Here is a 22,584-nt window from a genome sequence, read left to right as displayed (position 1 = left end):
AGCAGCCGTACGAGGGCGAAGACGACGGCGAGCACGGCGGCGACGACGAGGAACGCGTCGCCCCAGACCGGCAGGTCGACCCCGACCCCGGGGAAGGCGAACACGGGCCTCACCCCTCCGCGATCACGACCGCCGAGGCCACCCCGGCGTCATGGCTGAGCGAGACGTGCCAGGACCGCACGCCCAGTTCGGCGGCGCGGGCGGCCACCGTCCCCTTCACCCGCAGCCGGGGCTGCCCGCTGTCCTCGCACCACACCTCGGCGTCGGTCCAGTGGAGCCCCGCGGGCGCCCCGAGCGCCTTGGCGAGCGCCTCCTTGGCCGCGAACCGCGCGGCGAGCGAGGCGACGCCGCGCCGCTCACCGCTGGGCAGCAGCAGCTCGCTCTCCAGGAAGAGCCGCCGGCCCAGCGCGGGCGTCCGCTCCAGCGACGCCGCGAACCGCTCGACCTCGGCCACGTCGATCCCGACTCCGATGATGCTCATACGGGCACCTTATTGCGGCGGGGCGGGGCGGACGGGGCGCGTGCCTGCCGCCACGCGGCCTCCGGGCCGCTTCATCGGTCGCCAGGCGCCCTCGACGCGGACCACGGCCCGAATCCCGCACCGACCCGGCGATCCGGGCTTCACCGAGCCGGGACCGCCCGGAGGACCCCCTCGCCGGACTCCCGGGCTCTCCGCCCTCGGAATCTTCCACGCCCTGCGGTCGCGACCACTCCCGGCATCACCCGAGCAAGTTCAGTAGCGTTCGGCGTACATATGAATGGGGGGAAAGGTGCGTGACAAAGAGCCTGCTCCGAACAATATGCTCACGTCCGGAATCACCGTTTTCGTTCTCAATCTGCTGATCCTAGGTGGAGTAAGCAGCTTCTTCATGTTCATGTGGGGATTCGCCGGAAGGGCCGAGAACTGCGGCCCACGTATCGGTGTGCCGTGTCCGTCGGGCACCGGCTACGCGCTGGCGGGGCCGTGGGTGGCGGTTTTCGGAGCGCTGGTACTGCTCGCCTACTTGTGGCGGGAGGGCGTCCGCGGGCCCATGCCGGCCGCCGTGGTGCCCGTCGTGGTGGGTGCGGTCCTCGGGGCCCGCTTCCTGTGGTCCGCCGCGTTCATCGCCGACACGTCCCAGAGCAGGGTGGTCATGGCCGTCATAGGCCTGTTGAGCGCCCTGCTGCCCGGCGTGCTGTACGGACGCCGGCTGTTCCGCAGATGGGGCACCGCCTTGTTGCTGTGGTGCGTGCGACTCGACCGCGGCGGCACGGTGGCGGCATCGGGGCCCTCGGAGGAGCGCGCGCGCAACCTCCTTCTCGCCCTGAGCCTGACGGGCGCGGCCCTCGGCTGCTGTGCGGGAGCGGCACTGGCCTGAGGCTCACGTGACGGGTGGGACGCCGTCGACCAGGGTGAGGGTCTGGGTGACGTCGTTGACGTTGGCCGCGGCGGTGATGACCTTGAGCGGTGTGCCGCGTCCGTCGCAGATCAGGTGAGTCCGACGACAGGGTGTGCGGCAGAACGGTCGCGGACCATCACAGGATGGTCCGGCCGGCGATCCGGACGGGTCTCGTCGGCGGCTGTCGGCGTGAAGTCTTCCCGAAGCGTTGCGTGGTGAGGACGCCGGCGGACGGCTCCGCTTGACGCGGGTGCGAGGACACTGGCGCCACCACCCGTCGAGAGATCCGGTTTCCTCTCTCCCCTCCGGGCCCGGCACCGTCCGCACTCCCGAAGATCTCTGGGGGCGCCGGTCGAGCGCACCCCGGGCGGCTGGACCGGGAGACCGGGCGGCGCACCGGCACCGCCGGGCCGCCCCGTGGGAGAGCGCCCGCGGCGTGACGCCGGCGGGAGGGCGGGCGGGACGGCCCGTGTGCGGTGCCGGTCAGCGGACCCTCCACCGGAGTGGTTCGCTCCGGTGGAGGGTCCGCTGCGGGGGCGTCGCCCGAGTGGCCTTCACCTGCGATGCCTCCGGCCCCGGGCGGCCGACGCGTGGCCGCCGTTCACGGGCGGGGCACCGGCGGAACCGTGCGGCTGACACCGGGCTCCGGACGACACCGGTCCTCTGCGGAACGGGTCACCTCATCCCTGCTAGAAGGGCAGACCCCAGAGGTCCCAAGCGCCCCGCGAGTCCTGGATGCAATAGAGCGCCATGTACGTGGTGTTCTGCTTGGCGAACTCCGCCTTCTCCGCTTCGCACTCCGCGAGCGTTCCCCAGGTACCACCGATGGGACGTATCGTCCACAGCCCGCCGCCGGCCGCCGAGAAGCCCCCGGAAGGGCTCGCCGCGGCGGAGGCGGTGCTCGCGGTGAGGGGGACGACGGCCGCGGCGGCGACCAGGGCCGCGGCGGCCGTACGGGAACGCCAGGACTTCATACGCTTCTCCTTACGTCGGGGAAACCGGCCGCGCACTGCCGGCCAGTGGCTCCCTGAGCGATTGCGGGAGGCAAGACGGGCGGGCGCCGCCATGGGTTCACCACCCAGCGAAAAATCCACTTTCTCCTGTCGAGGACCCCGGTCCGGCACCGTCCGCACACACCGGCCGCATCCCCCAAGGGCTCCGGCAAGCCGGTCCGCTCCCCCGAGCGGCTGCCGGACGGCGCACCGGCGCCCCCGGGTCGCCCTGCGGGCGGGCGCCCGCGGCGTAACACCGGGCGGGAGGGCAGGCGCCGTGACCGGTTCGCGTCCCCACCGAGCACTCCCCGTCCCGGGCATCACCGACGATCCGGACACCTACGGAACTTGATCAAGCCCTGGAAACGGCCGGCGTCGGGCACAGTGGAAGGGCAGGGCTTGTCGGGGCGGCCGGTGATCAGTAGTGTTCCGCCCGTGAATGCCGGGGGGACAAAACAAAACAGCGGTGACGTGAACGTTCTGACGTTCGCGCTGCCTCCGATTTTCGGCATATTAATCTGGGGCGGCGTCTATGCCGTGACCCGCGGCCTCTGGAACGTCGGGTACGGGAACTGCGGGGAAATTGGATATCCGAGATGTCCAGCCGGGACGGGATTCGGGATCCTCTCGATATTCATCGCCGGCATCGCCGCGATCGCTTACCTTCTGTATTCGGTGAATGCATCGAGCAGGGGTGCGCTGGTACACCTTCTCGCACTGCCGGTCGGTGCGCTTTCCGCCTGGTTACGGGTCACCGTCACGGGTATCGCGAATTACCACGGAGACGTGAACATCATTTTCCTGATGGTATGCCTCACCGGTACCGCATATTTGTTCGGCTATCTCTTCTTGGTGAAGATCGTCATCGGTGCTCCAGGAGAACGGTTCGCGCCCCTGCGGCGCTTCCGGAGCAGAGACGGGAAGTACGAAATGCCGCAGAACCCTGCCGAGTTCCGGATCTTCTTCGGTGTCCTGCTAGTGGACCTGCTGAGCATCCCGGCCGGCCTCTGGTTGTTCTCGCAGCCGTTCTCATGATGGTGGAGGTCTCGTTGCGTGACCTCGGATACGCGGGTGGTTGCGGCTGCGCCCCTACCCGACCGGTTGAATTCCGTGGGTCTTCACCCGAACCACCGACGTCTTCGATCGTGCACTCCGGTTCACGGTGCGTCTCCACGGGCGCCTCACCAGCCCTTACGGGTGCTCCCTGGCCGGAAGTCGCACCACTCGCCGTCACAGCTCTCCTCGCGAGGTTGCGGTGCCGGCTCCTGTTGGCCGACCCTTGGGAGATGTCGTGAAACTTGTCGCACCCGCCGTACTTATCGGCGTCTTTTTCATCATCCCTTGTCTGGTGCTTCTTTGGCGCGATGTCCCCTTCATAAGAAGGGGTGTCACATGTGACGGCGTATGCGTTGCCGTGCACCGAAACCCCAGCACCGCAAAACCGAGCGTCACATGCGAATTCGAGTTCACGGCGGCCGACGGGCAGGTTGCCCGCGTCATGACGACGGCACACAGCCAGCCACTGGCCGAGATCGGCGAGACGCGCAGCCTTCTGTATCTGCCGGACAAGCCGCAGAAGGCCAAGGTCGCCACGGATCTCAACGTCGGCACTGCGCTGTTCGGCCTGCTGGTGGGAGTGGCCGTGTTCACCGCGCTCGTGGTGGCCGCCTGAGTGTTCCCCACCCGCTGGCCGGGTTGGGCCGCCGGACCGAGTCTCCGGTCCGTCCCTGCGGGACACTTCGCGGACTGCCGTTTCCCCAGCAGATGACCGCGGATTGCGTGCGGGAACGCAAAGCGCCTGACCGCCCGCACCACGTCGCAGGGCATGCCTCTCGACCGCCCGACCGGGAGGCACATGCCCCTCTGAGAAATGGAAGCATTTCGGCCTCGAGTGTGCACGTACCGCTCATCCGAGTGCGTGAGTGGCATTCATCTGCCGGATGCTCACCGTTTCCAGCAGGGTGGGTGTCATGAGCCCCGGGAGATCGCGTCCCGCCGGATGGTGCGGCCGCGCACGATGCGGGAGCCGTTGCCCCATCGGACGGCCGACGTGCGGCTCACCGGGAGGCCATGCGAATGGCTCAATGGTCACGGGCGAACCCCGTCAGACGGCATCCAGCTCGCACCACACCAGCTTCCCCCGGCTGCCGTCCCGGGACAGCGGCTGCCAGCCCCACAGGTCGGAACACGCCCGCACCAGCGCCAGTCCGCGCCCATCCTCCAAGCCGAGGTCCGCGGACCGTTCGAAGGGCAGCGGCGCGTCGGGCGGTGCGGGGTCGGTGTCCCACGCCCCGATCCGCAGCACGCCGGCCGCCCAGCGCACCCGCAGAGCGGCCGGCCCCTTGGTGTGCCGTACGGCGTTGGCGACCAGCTCCGCCGCGAGCAGCTCGGCGACGTCGACCAGCCCGATCAGCCCGTGCATCGTGAGGATGAGACGGAGGGTGCGGCGACTGACGGTGACCGCGCGGGGGTCGTTGGGAATGGAGAGGGAGTACTCCCAGGGCTCGTTTTCGGGCATGCGTGAACTCCGTTCAGTGGGGGTGGGGTTGACTCACGAGCGGTGGCAGTGCCGCAGCCGTCGTGGCAGGACGGAACGGTGCGCTTCCGCTGCGCTTACGTCACGTCACTGACGGTAGATCTAAATCTAGGGACGCTGCAAGCCGGTCGCGTAATCTGACGTCGAACGAGTCACGCCTGCAAGCGCGTTAGGAAGACCAGTCGATGGTGAAGAGGCGCGAACCGACAGCACGTCAGGTGCGGTTGGCAACAGAACTGCGCAGACTCCGTGAAGCCGCGGGACTGAACTCCCGTCAGGCAGCCGGACTGCTCGGCGTGGGCCCCGCCCAGATCACCCATATCGAGTCGGCGCTGGCGGGCGTGAGCGAGCAGCGTGTCCGCCGCCTGGCTTCTCACTACGCCTGCACCGACGGTGCGTTCATCGACGCCCTGGTGGCGATGGCCACCGACAGGACACGCGGTTGGTGGGAGGAGTACCGAGGCCTCCTCCCCACGTCGTTCCTGGACCTGTCCGAGCTGGAACACCACGCCCGGTTCCTCCGCCATGTGGCGATCCTTTACGTGCCCGGCCTCTTGCAGACGGAGGAGTACGCGCGTGCCGTCTTCTCGTCCAGACTGCCGGAACTGACTGATGAAGAACTTGAGTTGCGCATCCGGCATCGAAAAGCACGCCAGCAGTTCACGATTCCGTACGAAGCACTGATCCACGAGGCGGCGCTGCGCATCAGGGTCAGCGACCGTGCCACCGCGAGGGCTCAGCTCGCCAGGCTCCTCGAACTCTCCGAAGCGGAGCACATCACCGTACGTGTCATCCCCTTCGACCTGGACGGGTTCGCCAGCGCCTCAAGCGCGATGACGTACGTGGGCGGCCCCCTGCCCAAGCTCGACACCGTGGTCCGCGACGCGCTGCACGGCTCGGCCTTCCTCGACGCCGAGGCACAGCTCACCACCTACCGAACGAGTTTCCGTAAAGTGGAGACCGCGTCACTCGGACCTGAACAGTCACGTGAATTCATCCACAGGCTGGCGAAGGAGTTGTGAGGAACCCCATGGACACTTGGCGGAAGTCGTCCTACTCGGGCCCAGGCGACGGCAACGAGTGCGTGGAGATCGCGAACACTTCCACCCACGTGGGCATACGCGACTCGAAAGCCCCGGCCGGGGCGACCCTCGCCTTCCCGGCCGGGGCCTTCTCCGCGTTCCTGGACGGGGTGAAGGGCTACTCCACCGTCACTGACTTCGCCAGGTTCCGCGGCTGATCCACCTCGTTGCCCCGCGCCGTCGCCAGCTCGCAGGCGAAGACCTGCAACGGCACCGTCGCCACCAGCGGCTGGAGCAGCGTCGGGGTGGCCGGGACGCGGATCAGGTGGTCCGCGTACGGCGCGACCGCCTCGTCGCCCTCCTCCGCGATGACGATCGTCCGCGCGCCCCGCGCCCGGATCTCCTGGATGTTGGAGACGATCTTGTCGTGGAGGACGGAGCGGCCGCGCGGTGAGGGGGCGACCACGACCACCGGCAGGTCGTCCTCGACCAGCGCGATCGGCCCGTGCTTCAGCTCGCCCGCCGCGAAGCCCTCCGCGTGCATGTACGCGAGCTCCTTCAGCTTCAGCGCGCCCTCCAGCGCCACCGGGTAGCCCACGTGCCGCCCCAGGAACAGCACCGTGTCCTTCCCCGCCAGCGACCGCGCCAGCTCCCGGACCGGCTCCATCGTCTCCAGGACCCGCTCCACGGCACCGGCGATCGACGACAGGTCCCGCACCACCGCGCGGATCTCGTCGGCCCACTTGGTGCCCCGCACCTGGCCCAGGTACAGCGCGACCAGGTAGCAGGCGACCAGCTGGGTCAGGAACGCCTTAGTCGAGGCGACCGCGACCTCCGGACCGGCGTGGGTGTACAGCACGGCGTCGGACTCGCGCGGGATCGTGGAGCCGTTGGTGTTGCAGATCGCCAGCACGTGCGCGCCCTGCTCGCGGGCGTGGCGCAGCGCCATCAGCGTGTCCATGGTCTCGCCGGACTGGGAGACGGCGATGACGAGGGTCTGCTGGTCGAGGATCGGGTCCCGGTAGCGGAACTCGCTCGCCAGTTCCACCTCGCAGGGGAGCCGGGTCCAGTGCTCGATGGCGTACTTGGCGATCAGCCCGGCGTGGAAGGCCGTGCCGCAGGCGACGATGACGACCTTGTCGGTCTCGCGCAGGACGTTCGCCGGGATGCGCACCTCGTCCAAAGTGAGCGCGCCCGATCCGTCGATACGGCCCAGCAGGGTGTCGGCGACCGCCTTCGGCTGCTCGGCGATCTCCTTGAGCATGAAGGAGGCGTAGCCGCCCTTCTCTGCGGCGGAGGCGTCCCAGTCGACGTGGTACGCGCGGACGTCGGCCGCGCGGCCGTCGAAGTCGGTGACCGTCACCGCGTCCCGGCGCAGCTCGACCACCTGGTCCTGCCCCAGCTCCACGGCGTCCCGGGTGTGCGCGATGAACGCGGCCACGTCGGAGGCGAGGAAGGCCTCCCCCTCCCCCACGCCCACCACCAGCGGGGAGTTCCGCCGCGCGCCCACCACCACGTCCGGCTCGTCCGCGTGCACGGCGACCAGGGTGAACGCGCCCTCCAGGCGCCGGCAGACCAGCCGCATCGCCTCCGCGAGGTCGGCGCAGCCGGAGAACTCCTCGGCGAGCAGGTGTGCGACCACCTCGGTGTCCGTCTCGGAGGAGAGGTCGTGGCCGCGCTCGGCCAACTCCTCGCGCAGGGCGGCGAAGTTCTCGATGATGCCGTTGTGGACGACGGCGACCCGGCCCGCGTTGTCGAGGTGCGGATGCGCGTTGGCGTCCGTCGGACCGCCGTGGGTGGCCCAGCGGGTGTGCCCGATGCCGGTGGTCCCGGTCGGCAGCGGCCGCTCGGCCAGCTCCTTCTCGAGGTTGACGAGTTTCCCGGCCCGCTTGGCGGTGGCCAGGCCGCCGTCCGCCAGCACGGCGACGCCCGCCGAGTCGTACCCCCGGTACTCCAGCCGCTTCAGTCCGGCCGTCACGACGCCCAGCGCCGACTGTGGCCCCACGTATCCCACGATTCCGCACATACTCGGCAGCCTACGGTCCGTCGGCCACCGGAAAAGGCCTTCGCCTGCCCGGAAACGGAAATTCCCACCGGTGCGCGAGGCGCCGGTGGGAACGGAACGCGGGTGCGTCAGGCGAGCTTGCCGAGCTGCGCGTCGGAGACCGCCGTCGGGAAGTCGAAGTCCTCGCCGGTGGCGGCAGCGGCGAAGTTGGTGACGGTGAAGGAGGCGACGGTGGCGCCCTTGCGGGCGACGACCAGCTTCATGGGCGCCTTCACGCCCTCCTCCGCGGCCATGAACGCCGTGACCGCGACCGCCTCGTCGCCGCCACCGGGCGCCTCGGTCTTCTCGACCGACACGATCTTGAGGGCCTCGCCCATGGCGTCGTAGGCGTAGCCTCCGGCGCACGTGCCGGCAGCGGCCTCCACCTCCTTGATCACCTGCTCGGCCCCGCCGTCCTCGTAGGAGGCGAGCGTGACGATCATCTTCTCCGCGTCGAGCCCGGCGAGCAGGGCCTCCTCGGGGCTGACGTCCCCGGCCGGCTTCTGCGGCTCGCCCGTCCAGGACCGCTTCACCGCGGCGGCCGGCGTGCCCGCGGGCACGCCCATCTGCAGCTGGGCGAGCGGCTGGCAGGCGGCGTCCTTCGACTTCACCTTGTCGGCGGAGGCGTCCTCCGCGGCGGACACCTCCGTCACCTTGCCGTCCTTGACGTCCGCCTGCGCCAGCGCGGCCTTCTCCAGCTCGGCGGCGGTGAGCGCCTTGGCCGCCGGCGCGGCGGAGGCGGAGGCGGTCGAGTCGCCCTTGCCCTTGCCGTCGCCGGCCTCGTCCTCGTCGCCGGAGCCACCGCAGGCGGTGACGAGCAGGGCGAGCGCGGCGGCGGAGGCGGCGAGCACGGTACGGCGGACGGCGGTGGTTCTCACGGGTGGGAACTCTTTCTCGAAGGCGCGGAGGACTCCGCAACGCAGTGCGCGTAATTCAAGCGGATCCCGCACACAGCCACCGCACAGATGATCATCGGGTGATCACCCGGTATGCGACCGTGACCACCGCGTGATCCGGGAAGCGGCGGGCCGGCGTGACACAGCCCACCTGTCGCCCCGTTCGAACTCCGTTAACAATGGACTGTGATCTCTCCGGTCTCCCCGATACCCCGGAGCGCCCACCGGCAGCGGCCGGAGGCGACTCCCTACCTGGACCTCACCCGCGCCGAGTGGAGCGCGCTGCGCGACAAGACTCCGCTGCCCCTCACGGCGGCGGAGGTCGAACAGCTGCGCGGCCTCGGTGACGTCATCGACCTCGACGAGGTGCGGGACATCTACCTGCCGCTGTCCCGGCTGCTCAACCTCTACGTCGGCGCCACCGACGGACTGCGGGGCGCGCTGAACACGTTCCTCGGCGAGCAGGGCTCCCAGTCGGGCACGCCCTTCGTCATCGGGGTCGCCGGCTCCGTGGCCGTCGGCAAGTCCACGGTGGCCCGGCTGCTCCGCGCGCTGCTGTCCCGCTGGCCCGAGCACCCGCGCGTGGAACTGGTGACGACGGACGGCTTCCTGCTCCCGACGAAGGAGCTCCAGGAACGGGGCCTGATGTCGCGGAAGGGTTTCCCCGAGTCGTACGACCGCCGTGCGCTGACCCGCTTCGTCGCCGACGTCAAGGCGGGCAAGGGGGAGGTCTCCGCCCCCGTCTACTCCCACCTGATCTACGACATCGTCCCGGGCGAGAAACTCACCGTGCGCCGCCCGGACATCCTGATCGTCGAGGGCCTCAACGTCCTCCAGCCCGCGCTGCCCGGCCAGGACGGCCGCACGCGCGTGGGCCTCGCCGACTACTTCGACTTCAGCGTGTACGTCGACGCCCGCACGGAGGACATCGAGCGCTGGTACCTCAACCGCTTCAAGCGGCTGCGCGAGACCGCGTTCCAGGACCCGTCGTCGTACTTCCGCAGGTACACCCAGGTCTCCGAGGAGGAGTCCCTCGACTACGCCCGCACGATGTGGCGCACCGTCAACAGACCGAACCTCGTGGAGAACATCGCCCCGACCCGGGGCCGGGCCACCCTGGTCCTGCGCAAGGGCCCCGACCACAAGGTCCAGCGCCTGAGCCTGCGCAAGCTCTGACCGCTACCCTGCCGCCATGCTGCACCTGCGCCTGATCACACCGGTCGGGAAGACCGAGGACGTGGTCCGCCTGATCGAGGGGACGATCGGCACCACGCACCTGTGCGTGCTGCCGGGCGCCGCCCGCGATCCCGCCGGGGACGTGGTGCTGTGCGACGTGGCGCGGGAGGCCGGTGACGACCTGCTCAGCGGGCTGCAGCGGCTGGGGCTGGAGACGAGCGGTTCCATCGCCGTGGAGAACATCGACCTGTCGCTGTCGACGCGGGCCGAGGAGGCGGAGAAGGCCGCACCGGGCGAGAGCGCGGACGCGGTGCTGTGGGAGCACCTGACCGAGGCCACCCACGAGGAGTCGACGCTCTCGGTCACCTATCTCGCGTTCCTCACGCTGGCCACCATGATCGCGGCGTGCGGCGTGGTGCTGGACAACGCGGTCCTGATCGTGGGCGCGATGGCGGTGGGGCCGGAGTTCGGGCCGCTGGCCGGCATCTCCACCGCGGCCGTGCAGCGCCGGCCCCGTCTCGCGCTGCGCTCGGTGATCGCCCTGCTGGTGGGCTTCGCGGTGGCGATGGCGGTGACGGTGGGGTTCAGCCTCTTCATGGACGCGGTGGGGCTGTTCACCAAGGAGCGGTTGGAGGGCGAACGGCCGCAGACCGGCTTCGTGTACGCCCCCGACTGGTTCTCCTTCGTGGTGGCGGTCCTGGCGGGTGCGGCCGGCACGCTCTCGCTGACGTCCGCCAAGTCCGGCGCCCTGGTCGGCGTCGCCATCTCGGTGACGACGGTCCCGGCCGCCGCGAACGCCGCGGTGGCGCTGAGCTACGGCGACACGGTCCAGACCTGGGGCTCCACCGAGCAGTTGCTGCTCAACCTGCTCGGCATCACCCTGGCGGGCACCCTCACCCTGCTGGCGCAGAAGTACTTCTGGTCCGGCCAGCACCGACGCCTGCGCAAACGCGCCGGGAGCTGACCGGCCGCCGGTTCCGGAGCCCTCTTGTCCACTCCGACACCCGTCGGCAATCAGCCAACTTCGGTCAGGTAATCACCACTTCCCTCATCACGTGAACACCAAAGGTTCACAAACACCCCTTGTGGCGTGAGGAAAGAGTGAACCCGGACGGCTACCGGCCAGTAGTAAAGATCGAGCCACCCCCTCTCCGGCGCGGGAACCGGCCCTCTTCCCAGTTCCTGGGGTTCTGCCTAGTGTTGCGCCCCGCGTGACCGGACCTGACCAGTCCGTCACCGCACGTCCATCAGCGACCGGGGGAACAGCGCCGTCACGGGGAGGGGCGCGTCGCATGCCGCACCATCTGCCATCCGTGCATCTCGTACCGGGTTCGTTCGCGGTTCCCAACGCCGCAGGAGTCAGGACGTCTTCATGGTCCTCCTGCGCTCACCGGCGGAACTCCGGTCGCCCTCCTCATTATGAGAAGAGAGTGCACCCTTGCATTCCAGATCACCGCTCTTCCCGACATCAGCGCCGGGGAGACCCAGGCCATTCGCCCGTGTCACCCTGCTGCTGACCGCCTTCGCCATCCCGGCCACACTCGTCGTAGGCCCCGAACCCGCTGGTCTGCCCACCGGATCGAGCACGGCCCGGTCCAGCGACCGCCCGGATGACTGGTACGAGACCACCGTCGACGAGCAGTTGCGGTTCGACCAGTGCCTGATGAACGACGCCCTGCGCTTGGGCGGGCCAGGCATGTACAGCTTCGCGCAGAACGCCCTCAACCAGACCCCGGAGAAGCTGCGCGAGCTGGCCGATTTGGACGGCTCTTTCGACGGCCCACTGCGCCAGGCGCACGAGAAGGACGAGGCCGACTGGGACGCCACGTGGGAGCGCCTCTACTCACGCCGGGATGCATGGGAGAAGCCGCTCGACGGCCTGGAGGTCCCCGGGGGATTCACCGTCGCCGAGTTCCAATGGGTGCCGGGCGTCCGCGAGGGCGAGGACTTCTACGATCAGACCGGCCTGGGCAAGTGGGCTGGCGGACCCGACTGGAATGAGGAATTCAACTTCTATGACCCGACTCCGGAGGCGGACGAGGAAACCCTCAAGGCCGTCATCGACCTCGGTACCCCGCTTTACGGTGAGAAGCCCTATGATCCGTCCCTGCCCACTGACGAGTGGCAACGGCAGTACTACGAAGAGCGGGCATTCGAGGAGCTGACGGACGGCTTCCCCACCGCGAGCGCGGACAACGCCCGTATCTTCCTGGCCTCCGGCGGCTTCCCCCGCACCGCTCCCCAGCCGGGCACGGCGGAGTACCGCATCGCGGTCGAGGACATGAAGACCCGGTTTGTGTCCTGCGCCTGGCAGGACCCGATCGATCCGAACAAGGCCCTGCGCCAGGTCGAGGACATCGCCGCGCAGGAGTGGCAGCAGGAGATCACGTCCCAGGCCACCCAGCGCAACCAGATCCTCACCGCCAACCGTGGCGCCACCGCCGCCCTGACCAAGGGCTCCGAGGCGATGGCCGACATGCTCGGCCAGTCCTGGCTCGCCGACCACCTCGCCCGCTGGCAGGACTACTGGTCCGCCGGCGGGGTGGGCTGGATCGGTGACAGCCACGTGACGATCGAGGTGCCGGGTGCGAAGGGCAGCTGCCTGGACGTGGCCGGCGGTGGCAAGACCAACGGCACTCCCGTCCAGATCTACACCTGCAACGGCGGCGCCGCCCAGCAGTGGACGCTCGAGGGCAGCGAGAACGACCTGCACCTCCGCAACGTCGGCTCACAGAAGTGCCTGGACGTGGCCGGGAACACCTCGGCGAACGGCACGAAGATCCAGATCTCGGACTGCTACAAGTCCAAGGGACAGTCGTGGAAGGGCGACGTCCGCGCCACCGCGCCGCTGAAAAGCGTGACCACCGGCAAGTGCCTGGACCTGAGCGCGTTCACCAAGAGCACGGACGCGCGGCTGTGGGACTGCAAGGACGCCTCCTCGCAGAAGTTCCTGATCAAGCCGTCCGGCCACCAGGGCACCGACAGCCTCTTCTATCCGGACAAGGCGCAGTTCGACAAGGCGAAAAAGGGTGTCACCGACGCCCAGGCTCAGGCCAAAAAGCAGCTCGCCGTCATCAAGGCGCAGCTGGAGCTCGCCAAGACGGCCGCCACTTCTTCGGACACCGCCACCCAGGCCGCCTACACCATCGCCGACGCCAAGGGTGCGCCGCGTGGTCGCGGTCTGCTGGCCGGCCAGCAGAAGGCGCAGGTCACCAAGGGAGTCGTGGCGGCGCTGACGGCCTTGGTGAAGGCCGGCGAGACCGCCGAGGCCGCCACCCGCGCGGCCGCCGGCGACAGCGCGACCATCGCCCAGCGGGCGCTGGCGCAGGCCGCCCAGTCCAAGGCCGAGTTCCGCAGGGAGGCCGCCCACGCCGCCGAACTGCAGGCGAAGGCCGCCGCCGACGCCGCCAAGGTGCACCGGGACAACGCCAAGAAGGACAAGGAGACCGCGGAGGCCAAGCTCACCGAGGCCCTGAAGGCCGAGGGCGAGGCCAAGACGGCCGCCGCCGAGGCCCGCGCCGAGCGCCTGGCCGCCGAGGCCGAGGAGAAGACGGCCGAGGCGGAGAAGAAGAAGGCCGCCGCCAAGCAGGCCGAGGCCGCCGAGCACCGGAAGACCGCCGAGGCCGAGGCGACGAAGGCCAAGGACGCCAAGGACAAGGCCGAGGCGGCCGAGGGCACGGCGTCCGACAAGCGCGACGCCGCGGTCAAGGCCAAGGACAAGGCCCGCGACCTGCGCGACGACGCCTGGGACGCCGAGCAGAAGGCCGACGCCGCACGCGCCAAGGCCGACGCGAAGGAGGCGTACGCCCAGGCGCACGAGTCCGACGCCAACGCCCAGGAGGCGAGGGCCGCGGCCGACGCGGCCAACGGGCACGCCAATGACGCCGAGGCCGCCGCGGTGAAGGCCCGCTCCGCGGCCGACGCCGCGACGAAGGCGGCCGCCGACGCGGACGCCGCCGCGACCCGCGCCGAGGCCGCCGCCAAGCGGGCCCGCGCGCACGCGGACGACGCCCAGGCGGCGAAGCTGAAGGCCGACGCCGCGGTGAGGACCGCGACCAGTGCCGCGGCGGACGCCATCAAGGCGGCGAAGCACGCCGCCTCCGAGGCCAAGACGGCCGTCGAACTGGCCGACGAGGCGGAACAGCAGGCCAAGACCGCCAAGACCCACGCGAACGAGGCGAGCAAGGAGGCCGCCAAGGCCCTCGTCGCGTCGGCGAAGGCGGCGGGATTCGCCCATGTCACCGCCCAGGCCGCGGTGGACGCCGGCAACGCCGCCGCGCAGGTCGCCAAGCCCGCCAACGACGCGATCCAGCTCGGCTCCCCCTACGTCGACACCGACTCGGCCGCCGGCCTGGTGGTGCTGACGGGCCAGGCGTCGAAGTCGATCGCCGAGCAGCAGAAGGCCGTCGCCGAGGCCCACGCCAAGAACGCGCAGGCCGAGGCCTCCGCCGCCAAGAACCTCGCCGACCAGGCGACGGGCGACGCGAAGCAGGCCTACGTCCACGCCGCGAACGCCGCCGGCCACGCCGCCGACGCCCGCGGTTACGCCAAGGAGGCCCTCGGCTACGCCGCCGACGCCGCCACCGCCGCGTCCAAGGCCGCCGCCTCACTGGCCCGCACGGTCGAGTACGACCGCCAGGCCACCGAGGACGCGGAGGCCGCCGACAAGGCCGCGGGCCGCGCCGAGAGCCACGCCGAGGCCGCCCGCGACTCCGCCGACGAGGCCGCGCTCGACGCGGAGGCCGCCCGCGAGGCCGCCACGGAGGCCGAGGAGGCCGCCAGGGACGCCCGGTCGGCCGCCGACCGCGCGGACGCCGCCGCCACTGAGGCGGAGGAGGCCGCGAAGGACGCCCTGAAGTACGCGGAGGAGGCCCAGGAGGCGGCGGAGTCCGCCGAACGCAAACAGGCCAACCAACAGGTCGCGTCGGGCGCCGGCACGGGCATCGGCGGCACGTTCTACGTCGTCGACAAGGTCACCGAGGCGGGACCGGCCAAACAGCTCAACGAGTGCGTCTACACGCTCCAGGGCTGCACGGTCACCTATGAGCTGCACGTCGACGTCACGGTCAGCTACTACTACTGCCTCAACCCCGATGTCCCCGCGACCGAGAGCGGCTGCCCGAAGCAGGACACGCAGTACCTCGGCACGGAGACGCTGAAGGACCAGACCAACAACTGGACCCACCACTTCACCTTCGAGGAGATCACCAGGATCGGCTGGCAGAACCTCTTCGGGGAAACGGTCGGAGCGGTCCTGTACGAGCTGGTGCTGGGTGATGCCTTCCAGTGCTTCCACGGCGACAAGTCCAGCTGTGCCTGGGCCGCCGCGATCCTCGTACCGCCGTCGGTCGCAACCAAGCTCGCCGAGGCCGTCAAGCTCGCCACACGGGCCGAGAAGGCCATCAAGACCGGTGAGGACGCCGCGCAGGTACTCAAGGACCTGAAGAAGATCTATGGGGAGAAGGGAGCCGCCCAGGTCGGTGACGCCACGAGCGCGGCAGGAATGGGGCTGCGCATCGCACTCGGCGTGGCGGAACGAGCCAAGATCCATCGCGGCGCACTCGATCCGAAGCTCCTGGACAAGCTCAAGGACGCCGGTGTGAAGTTCAACCAGGCGGACACGATCTGGGTGATCCAGTACGCCAAACCCGGTGTGCCTCTCGCTTGGCTCGAGAAGGGCAACGTCAACGCGGGCCTGACCCACATCATCTTCCGTCACGCGGGAGAATTCGCGGACGCGGGAGTCCGAGTGGACGACATTCCCGCCCTCGTGAAGACCGCCCTGACCGAAGGCACGAGGGTCGGCACCCAGGGGGCCGGGAGGCCGATCTTCGAGGTCGTCTTCCAGGGTAAAACCCAACGCGTGGCTGTCAGCGTGGGCGACAACGGATACGTGATCGGAGCGAACATCGCATGACCCTCGAAGAACCGCGGCACGTCCTCGTGCACGCCCGGGGCGAGCCGTCTCCGTTGTACGAGCCGCAGGACGGCGGTGTCCACGACGACCTCGGTGCCTTCACCCTTGGGGTCTCCCTGGACGACGGCCGGCTGGACCTGCCCGACGACTTGGCCGACACGCTGCGCTCCTGGTCGCTGTCCCGCCCGTCAGAGGGCTTCGCCTCCCGGCCGGACCTGCGTAAGCACGCCGAGCAAGGCTTGGTGATCGCCCGGCGTCTGGCTCGGCGACTCGGACCGTCATGGGTGGTGCGTTACCGGGACGAGCGCCACCGGACGGCGACGTGGGTGTGCTGGGGCTGTGACCGCCTGCATTGGGAACGCGACGAACACAACGCGCCACCGCACCCCGTCCACATCACGGTCGAAGGCGAGTACAAATTCGCTCCACTCCGCTCGGACGGCTTCGGTGACTTCTTTCCCGACGACCCCGCCGCAGCCCTGGACCTGTCCGACGGACTCGTCTCCTCGCTCCGCGCCTGGGCGGACGAGATCGACACCACCCTGAACCTGGACCTGCGAGACCGGGAAGAGGGGAAGTACGACACCGTGTGGCAGAGGTTGTTCCACCAGGGGATGGAGCTGGCCCAACAGGTCGCGCACGAACTCGGCCCCGCCCGGACCGTGACCTACAAGGGCTTGGCCCACGGAGGTCTCGCCGCGATGACGTCGGTCACCTGGCAAGGGGACCGGCAGATCTAGTCACGGGACGAAACCGGCCCGGTGGAACGGGGAGATCACCTGCCCCGTTCCACCGGGCCGAGTCGGAACACTCTGCGCGTCTACCCCAGCGCCGACTTCACCGCGTCCGCCAGGCGGCTCGCCACCGAGCGGGCCTGGTCGATGTCCGCGGCCTCGACCATGACGCGGACCAGCGGTTCCGTGCCCGAGGGGCGGAGGAGCACGCGGCCCGTCTCCCCCAGCTCGCGCTCGGCCTCGGTGACGGCCGTGGCGAGTTCCGCGGAGGTCTTCACGCGGGACTTGTCCACGTCCGGCACGTTGACGAGGACCTGCGGGAGGCGCTCCATCACCGAGGCCAGGTCCCGCAGCGTACGGCCGGTCCGGGCGACCCGCGCCGCGAGCAGCAGGCCGGTGAGCGTGCCGTCGCCGGTCGTCGCGTGGTCGAGGACGATGACGTGGCCGGACTGCTCGCCGCCGAGGGCGTAGTCCTTCTCCTTCATCTCCTCCAGCACGTAGCGGTCGCCGACCGCGGTCTGGACGAGCCGGATGCCCTCGCGTTCCATGGCGAGCTTGAAGCCGAGGTTGGACATCACGGTCGCGACGACGGTGTCGGAGCGCAGCGCGGAACGCTCCCGCATCGCCAGCGCGAGCACGGCGAGGATCTGGTCGCCGTCGACCTCCGCGCCGGTGTGGTCCACGGCCAGGCACCGGTCGGCGTCGCCGTCGTGCGCGATGCCCAGCGCGGCCCCGTGCTCGACGACCGCGGCCTTCAGCCGGCCGAGGTGGGTCGAGCCGCAGCCGTCGTTGATGTTGAGCCCGTCCGGGTCGGCGCCGATGGTGACGACCTCGGCCCCGGCCCGGGTGAACGCCTCCGGGGAGACCTTCGCGGCGGCGCCGTGCGCCTCGTCGAGGACGATCTTCAGACCGTCCAGCCGGTTCGGAAGGGCGCCGACGAGGTGGGCGACGTAACGGTCGAGCCCCTCCTCGTAGTCGCGCACGCGGCCGACGCCGGCGCCGGTCGGGCGGTCCCAGGGGGCGCCGGTGCGGTGCTCCTCGTACACGGACTCGATCCGGTCCTCCAGCTCGTCGGCGAGCTTGTGACCGCCGCGGGCGAAGAACTTGATGCCGTTGTCCGGCATGGCGTTGTGGCTCGCGGAGAGCATGACGCCGAGGTCGGCGCCGAGCGCACCGGTGAGGTACGCCACCGCCGGCGTCGGCAGCACGCCGACCCGCAGGACGTCCACGCCCGCGCTGGCGAGGCCCGCGACGACGGCGGCCTCCAGGAACTCCCCGGACGCGCGTGGGTCACGTCCGACCACGGCGGTGGGCCGGTGTCCCTCGAACGTGCCCGCCTCGGCCAGTACGTGCGCGGCGGCGACGGACAGCCCGAGCGTCATCTCCGCCGTCAGGTCCGCGTTGGCGACACCGCGCACGCCGTCCGTGCCGAAGAGTCGTCCCACTTGTCCTCCTGAGGGTGCGTCAGTATCGAAAGCCGTCGCCGAGGCCGTGCCGGGGCGCCGGGCCCGTCCGCGCGGTCGACGGTCGCGCCGCTGACGGTGCTGGTGAGGTGTTCGACGGTCGCGACGCGCGTGCGGCTCCGCATCCGCGGACATACGCCCCAGCGACGATATCCGACCATCCGATCACATGAGCCTTTGAGGGCCTTGTGCCGTTATACGCCCACAGCAGTGAATAAACGAACGCCCCGACAGCACTGTGGCGTGCCGCCGGGGCGTTCGGAGTACGCGCGAGCGCCTGCGAGATCAGCGCTTGCTGTACTGCGGGGCCTTACGGGCCTTCTTCAGACCGGCCTTCTTGCGCTCGACCGCACGGTCGTCGCGCTTGAGGAAGCCGGCCTTCTTCAGCGGGCCGCGGTTGTTGTCGACGTCCGCCTCGTTCAGCGCACGGGCGACACCGAGACGGAGCGCACCGGCCTGACCGGAGACACCGCCACCCGCGATGCGGGCGATGACGTCGTAGCGGCCTTCGAGCTCGAGCACCTTGAAGGGCTCGTTGACTTCCTGCTGGTGCACCTTGTTCGGGAAGTAGTCCTCGAGGGTGCGACCGTTGATCTTCCACTTGCCGGAGCCCGGGACGATCCGGACGCGGGCGATGGCGTTCTTGCGACGGCCCAGGCCGGCGGCCGGCTGGGGCTCGCCGAAGCGGGAGGCCATGGACTCCGAGGTGTACTCGCCCTCGACGGGCACCTCGGACTCGGTGGTGTAGCTGTCGATGTCAAGCTCTTCGAGCGGCTGCTCGGCAGTGGTCTCGGCCACGATTCTCCTCAGATTCTCTTCAGTCTTAGGGGGTGGCCGGACTTACTGCGCGACCTGGGTGATCTCGAACGGCACCGGCTGCTGGGCAGCGTGCGGGTGCTGGTCGCCCGAGTAGACCTTCAGCTTCGAGAGCATCTGACGGCCCAGGGTGTTCTTGGGGAGCATGCCCTTGACGGCCTTCTCGATGGCCTTCTCGGGGTTCTTGTCGAGCAGCTCGTCGTAGCGGACGGAGCGCAGACCACCCGGGTAACCCGAGTGGCGGTACGCCATCTTCTGGGTCCGCTTGTTGCCGGAGAGGTGCACCTTGTCCGCGTTGATGATGATGACGAAGTCACCGGTGTCGACGTGGGGCGCGTAGATCGGCTTGTGCTTGCCGCGCAGGATGGAGGCCGCAGTGGAGGCCAGACGACCCAGGACGACGTCCTGAGCGTCGATGACGTGCCACTGGCGCGTCACATCGCCGGGCTTGGGGCTGTACGTACGCACGGTTCGTAGCCTTCGCTTCTTCAGTGAATGAGTCCTGACAAGGTCACCGAAGACGATCACGACAGCCCTGACCGCACAGCGGTGACGCAAACCGCGTGCTGGTCGCTGGTCATCGGCCCGGTGGACCGGTGTAAGGGCCCCTCACGTGAGAATGAGTAAGCCACTACACACAACGAAAATGCAGGATACCCATCGTCGGCCGGACGGGTCAAAACGACCCCGTCCGCGAGGGGCTACGCCGATTCTACGGCCGTGCGCCGCTCCCCCGCCGCCCCACCCGGGCGGGCCGCCTCCCGCGTCCCCCGTACGCAGTGACGGGCGACCGTCGCCGCCAGCGCGCACAGCGTGAAGGAGTCGCGGAAGGCCCGGCGCCTGCCCGACTCCAGCCACGGCCAGGTCACCCCCGGCAGCTGCGGCACCAGGGCGAGCCAGAACCAGGGCCGCCGCGCCGCCGCCCCGGCGTACGGCAGGCCGGCGAGCAGCGGCGGCAGGACCACCAGGAGGTAGTGGTCGTAAGAGGGGCGCGACACCAGGAACGCCGAGAGCATCAGCCCCGCGGACGTCTCCGCCAGCCGCGGCTCCGCCGGACCCGGCCCGCGCCAGCGCCGGTACGCGCACCCCACTCCCACGGCGGCAGCGAGCAGCGCGAGCGCCGTGGCCACGGCCCCGGGCACGCCGAGCCGGGGCAGCACGGCCGCCGGCTCGGCCTCGTAGAGCCGCATGAAGGCGTCGTGGCCGCTCAGCAGGAACGGCAGGGTGCGGGTGAGGAAGCCCGTGGGGTCCGGCAGGAACAGCGCCGCCACCGCCGAGGCGACCACCGGGACCAGCACCAGCACCGCCAGCGCCGCCCAGCGGCGCGCGAAGAGGAACAGCAGCGCCATCGGCGCGAGCAGCGGCTTCAGCGCCACCGCCACCCCGATGACCGCGCCCGCCGCGACCCACCGGCCCCGGCTCGCCAGCAGCAGGCACAGCGGCAGCGCCAGCACGGCCGTCACCGTCCAGTTGCCCAGCCGCACCAGCTGCCCGAACGGCGCGAAGCCGGCCGCGAGGCCCAGCAGCCCGAGGACGGCGAGCCTGCTGCGCAACGGCACCCGGTGCAGCCGCAGGGCGCAGGCCCAGCCCAGCACGAGGGCGAGGACCGCCGCCACCGGTACGACCACGTCGAGCACGGACCGCGGCAGCAGCGCCTGTGGGGCGGCGGCCACGACCGCGCTCGGAAAATAGAGGAAGCGCCGGTCGTCATAGGGCGAACCACCGGCCAGCCAGGTCCGCCCGGCGTCCACGACGATCGCGTTGTCCATCCCTCCGCCCGAGGTCACCAGCACCGTGTGCACCGCCAGCGCCCCCAGCACCGCCGCGAGTCCGGTCCACAGGGGCCCGCTCGCGGAGCGCACCAACCACCCGGAGATGTCGCTTTTGCCCGTCGTCATGGCGGCAACGCTAAGGCCCGCGGGCCCCGTTGAGGCGGACCAGCACGCCCCGGGCCCCGTCTAAGATGCGCCCCATGAGTCTTGGGCAGGGGGGACCTCAGCCGCAGTGGGATCCCTGGAAACCGAATTCCCAGCAGCCCTGGAGCGGCGGCGGCTCCGGCCAGTCACCCGACTGGGCCGCGCTCGCCGACGCCTCCGAGGCCCGCGCCAAGCGGCGCCGGCTGCTGTTCATCGGCGGCGGGGCGCTCGCCGCCATCGCGGTGGGCACGGCCGTGGCGGTCGCCGTCGTCTCGTCCGACGGCGGCGACGAGGCCTCGCCGGGCACCTCCTCCCAGCTGCCCGGGGGCTCCGACATCGCCGTCCCGAGCCCCACGGGCACGGCCCCGTCGTTCGCCCCGACGAGCGCCCCGCCGCCGCTGGACCCGATGGACTTCATCGCCAGCGCGAAGAAGGACAAGGCCCCGCTGAGCCCCGACGTCCTCTTCCCCGGCACCCAGCTGACCATGGGTGAGACGGTGTACAAGAAGGGCCCGACGGCGGACACCGGGAACTGCGCCTCGGCCGCGAAGTCCACGCTCCCGAAGGTCCTGGACGACAACGGCTGCACCCGTCTGATCCGGGTCACGTACACCAAGGACGACATGGCGGTGACGGTCGGCGTGGCCGTCTTCGACACCGAGGCCCGGGCGACGAAGGCCAAGCAGCAGGCCGACGAGAAGAGCATCGTCAAGTCGCTGTCGGGCGGCGGCGTCAAGGACTTCTGCTCCGGCGCGGTCTGCCGCTCCACCACCAACTCCTACGGCCGCTACGCCTACTTCACCATCGCCGGCTTCACCGCCGGCAAGGACGTGACGACGAAGGACACGGCCGTCTTCACCACCGGCGACGACCTGCAGGAGTTCACGTTCCGCCAGATCCGCCGCCGGGGCGTGGCCCAGGCGTCGGCGGCGGCGAACGAGTAACCGCCGCCGGCCCGTCCGTCCGCGCCCCGGACGCGGCCGGAGCGTCGCCTTCGGCGGACACCGCGGCGCCCGGACGACCGCGGTGGCGGTGAGCCGCGTGCGTACGGCCCTTCCCGACGCGGGAGCGGCCCCCGCTCACGAGGTCTTGACCCGGATGCGGTACTCGCCGGTGCCGGCGGAGTTGCGGAACGGCAGGTTCGCCAGGAGCCGGTAGTGCGGATTGCCCCTGACCGCGCCCGCGATGACGTCGTCCACCCGGGGGTCGGTGAGCCCGTCGAGGACGATCAGGTCGAACGCGCCGTCGCGCAGCGCCGCCCGGTAGGCGGCGTCCCCGGCGGAGTACTCGCCCTTCCCGTCCGTGTACTCCATGCCGAAGACGCTCTGCCACTGGCGGTGCGTGGTCTTCTCACGGAAGGAGTAGAGGGGCGCCTCGGGCGTGGAACCGAGGTAGCGGCCGCGGGAGTTCACGTGGGGCTCGATGATCCGGACCGTCTTCGAGGAGTCGGGCCAGAGGGCGAACCGCCAGTCCGCCTGCGCGATGTCGAAGTCACGGGTGAAGCCGTTCACCCGGAGCGACACCAGGTAGTGGGCGACCGTGAAGGCGAGCAGCGGCGTGTACGCCCACAGCAGCGGCACGGACCGCGCCGGCCTGTTCTCGACGCCCTTCTTCCAGGCCTCGGGCATGACCCGGGCCCAGTCCGCCGACGAGCCCGCGGCTGCCGTGAGCGGCCTGCTCACCGCCTGGGCGG

The 22,584-nt window shown here is 70.3% G+C and carries 20 protein-coding genes; 10 read left to right on the top strand and 10 right to left on the bottom strand.

Features of this window, described 5'->3' with window-relative positions; all coding sequences use genetic code 11:
• Positions 1–109 precede the first annotated feature (109 nt).
• Positions 110–481 carry a holo-ACP synthase gene (locus ADK41_RS19425; protein ID WP_030831592.1) on the bottom strand — a complete coding sequence of 124 codons (372 nt, stop codon included), beginning with the start codon at positions 479–481 and terminating at the stop codon, positions 110–112.
• 487 nt (positions 482–968) lie between these two features.
• Between ADK41_RS19425 and ADK41_RS19420 the strand changes: the two genes are divergently transcribed.
• On the top strand, positions 969–1,358 hold the full coding sequence (locus tag ADK41_RS19420) for a hypothetical protein (RefSeq protein ID WP_234318938.1): 390 nt from the start codon (positions 969–971) through the stop codon (positions 1,356–1,358).
• A 710-nt stretch (positions 1,359–2,068) separates the two neighbouring features.
• Here ADK41_RS19420 and ADK41_RS19415 read toward each other — a convergent pair.
• Positions 2,069–2,353: a hypothetical protein gene (locus ADK41_RS19415; RefSeq protein WP_030831598.1), complete on the bottom strand. Its 285-nt coding sequence runs from the start codon at positions 2,351–2,353 to the stop codon at positions 2,069–2,071.
• A gap of 366 nt (positions 2,354–2,719) precedes the next feature.
• Here ADK41_RS19415 and ADK41_RS19410 point away from each other — a divergent pair, with 366 nt between their 5' ends.
• Complete coding sequence (locus tag ADK41_RS19410) at positions 2,720–3,406, top strand: hypothetical protein (RefSeq protein WP_158717695.1); 687 nt, start codon at positions 2,720–2,722, stop codon at positions 3,404–3,406.
• Positions 3,407–3,662: 256 nt separating this feature from the next.
• Positions 3,663–4,043, top strand: coding sequence for a DUF3592 domain-containing protein (locus tag ADK41_RS41725; RefSeq protein WP_158717696.1), 381 nt, complete (start codon positions 3,663–3,665; stop codon positions 4,041–4,043).
• Positions 4,044–4,475: 432 nt separating this feature from the next.
• Here the strand turns inward: ADK41_RS41725 and ADK41_RS19405 are convergent, their stop codons facing one another.
• On the bottom strand, positions 4,476–4,889 hold the full coding sequence (locus ADK41_RS19405) for an ATP-binding protein (RefSeq protein ID WP_030831603.1): 414 nt from the start codon (positions 4,887–4,889) through the stop codon (positions 4,476–4,478).
• 203 nt (positions 4,890–5,092) lie between these two features.
• On the opposite strand from ADK41_RS19405, the gene ADK41_RS19400 reads away from it, so the two are divergent.
• The gene (locus ADK41_RS19400; protein WP_030831606.1) at positions 5,093–5,929 is read left to right on the top strand and encodes a helix-turn-helix domain-containing protein; all 837 of its coding nucleotides are present in this window, start codon (positions 5,093–5,095) and stop codon (positions 5,927–5,929) included.
• 8 nt (positions 5,930–5,937) lie between these two features.
• Positions 5,938–6,147 (top strand): DUF397 domain-containing protein, encoded by a 210-nt coding sequence (locus ADK41_RS19395; RefSeq protein ID WP_030831608.1) that lies wholly within the window; start codon positions 5,938–5,940, stop codon positions 6,145–6,147.
• On the opposite strand, the gene glmS is transcribed toward ADK41_RS19395, so the two are convergent.
• Entirely contained in the window at positions 6,108–7,955 is a 1,848-nt protein-coding gene (glmS, locus tag ADK41_RS19390; RefSeq protein WP_078662080.1) for a glutamine--fructose-6-phosphate transaminase (isomerizing), read from the bottom strand. The genes ADK41_RS19395 and glmS overlap by 40 nt on opposite strands.
• A gap of 107 nt (positions 7,956–8,062) precedes the next feature.
• A complete protein-coding gene (locus ADK41_RS19385; RefSeq protein ID WP_030831614.1) occupies positions 8,063–8,851 on the bottom strand; it encodes a hypothetical protein in 789 nt (262 codons plus the stop codon).
• Between the two features lie 204 nt (positions 8,852–9,055).
• Between ADK41_RS19385 and coaA the strand changes: the two genes are divergently transcribed.
• From coaA to ADK41_RS19365, 4 genes are all read left to right on the top strand, one after another.
• Positions 9,056–10,045 carry a type I pantothenate kinase gene (gene coaA / locus ADK41_RS19380; RefSeq protein ID WP_030831623.1) on the top strand — a complete coding sequence of 330 codons (990 nt, stop codon included), beginning with the start codon at positions 9,056–9,058 and terminating at the stop codon, positions 10,043–10,045.
• Between the two features lie 16 nt (positions 10,046–10,061).
• Positions 10,062–11,009: a DUF389 domain-containing protein gene (locus ADK41_RS19375; RefSeq protein ID WP_030831626.1), complete on the top strand. Its 948-nt coding sequence runs from the start codon at positions 10,062–10,064 to the stop codon at positions 11,007–11,009.
• A 699-nt stretch (positions 11,010–11,708) separates the two neighbouring features.
• Complete coding sequence (locus tag ADK41_RS19370) at positions 11,709–15,962, top strand: RICIN domain-containing protein (protein WP_106979535.1); 4,254 nt, start codon at positions 11,709–11,711, stop codon at positions 15,960–15,962.
• The gene (locus ADK41_RS19365; protein WP_030831632.1) at positions 15,959–16,702 is read left to right on the top strand and encodes a hypothetical protein; all 744 of its coding nucleotides are present in this window, start codon (positions 15,959–15,961) and stop codon (positions 16,700–16,702) included. The genes ADK41_RS19370 and ADK41_RS19365 overlap by 4 nt, the downstream gene beginning before the upstream one ends.
• 80 nt (positions 16,703–16,782) lie before the next feature.
• On the opposite strand, the gene glmM is transcribed toward ADK41_RS19365, so the two are convergent.
• From glmM to ADK41_RS19345, 4 genes are all read right to left on the bottom strand, one after another.
• Positions 16,783–18,141, bottom strand: coding sequence for a phosphoglucosamine mutase (gene glmM, locus ADK41_RS19360; protein WP_030831635.1), 1,359 nt, complete (start codon positions 18,139–18,141; stop codon positions 16,783–16,785).
• A gap of 303 nt (positions 18,142–18,444) precedes the next feature.
• Positions 18,445–18,957, bottom strand: coding sequence for a 30S ribosomal protein S9 (gene rpsI, locus ADK41_RS19355; RefSeq protein WP_030831638.1), 513 nt, complete (start codon positions 18,955–18,957; stop codon positions 18,445–18,447).
• A gap of 42 nt (positions 18,958–18,999) precedes the next feature.
• A complete protein-coding gene (gene rplM / locus ADK41_RS19350) occupies positions 19,000–19,443 on the bottom strand; it encodes a 50S ribosomal protein L13 (protein WP_004927173.1) in 444 nt (147 codons plus the stop codon).
• 233 nt (positions 19,444–19,676) lie between these two features.
• On the bottom strand, positions 19,677–20,873 hold the full coding sequence (locus ADK41_RS19345; protein ID WP_037804817.1) for a glycosyltransferase 87 family protein: 1,197 nt from the start codon (positions 20,871–20,873) through the stop codon (positions 19,677–19,679).
• 74 nt (positions 20,874–20,947) lie between these two features.
• Here ADK41_RS19345 and ADK41_RS19340 point away from each other — a divergent pair, with 74 nt between their 5' ends.
• Positions 20,948–21,835: a hypothetical protein gene (locus ADK41_RS19340; RefSeq protein WP_030831647.1), complete on the top strand. Its 888-nt coding sequence runs from the start codon at positions 20,948–20,950 to the stop codon at positions 21,833–21,835.
• A gap of 135 nt (positions 21,836–21,970) precedes the next feature.
• Here the strand turns inward: ADK41_RS19340 and ADK41_RS19335 are convergent, their stop codons facing one another.
• Positions 21,971–22,573, bottom strand: coding sequence for a hypothetical protein (locus ADK41_RS19335; protein WP_234318941.1), 603 nt, complete (start codon positions 22,571–22,573; stop codon positions 21,971–21,973).
• Positions 22,574–22,584: the final 11 nt, after the last annotated feature.

Origin of the sequence: Streptomyces caelestis (genome assembly GCF_001279005.1) — a bacterium.
In the GTDB taxonomy this organism is placed as follows: Bacteria; Actinomycetota; Actinomycetes; order Streptomycetales; family Streptomycetaceae; genus Streptomyces; species Streptomyces heliomycini.
The sequence above is the reverse complement of the archived record's forward strand: the minus strand, read 5'-3'. Positions and strand labels throughout refer to the sequence as shown.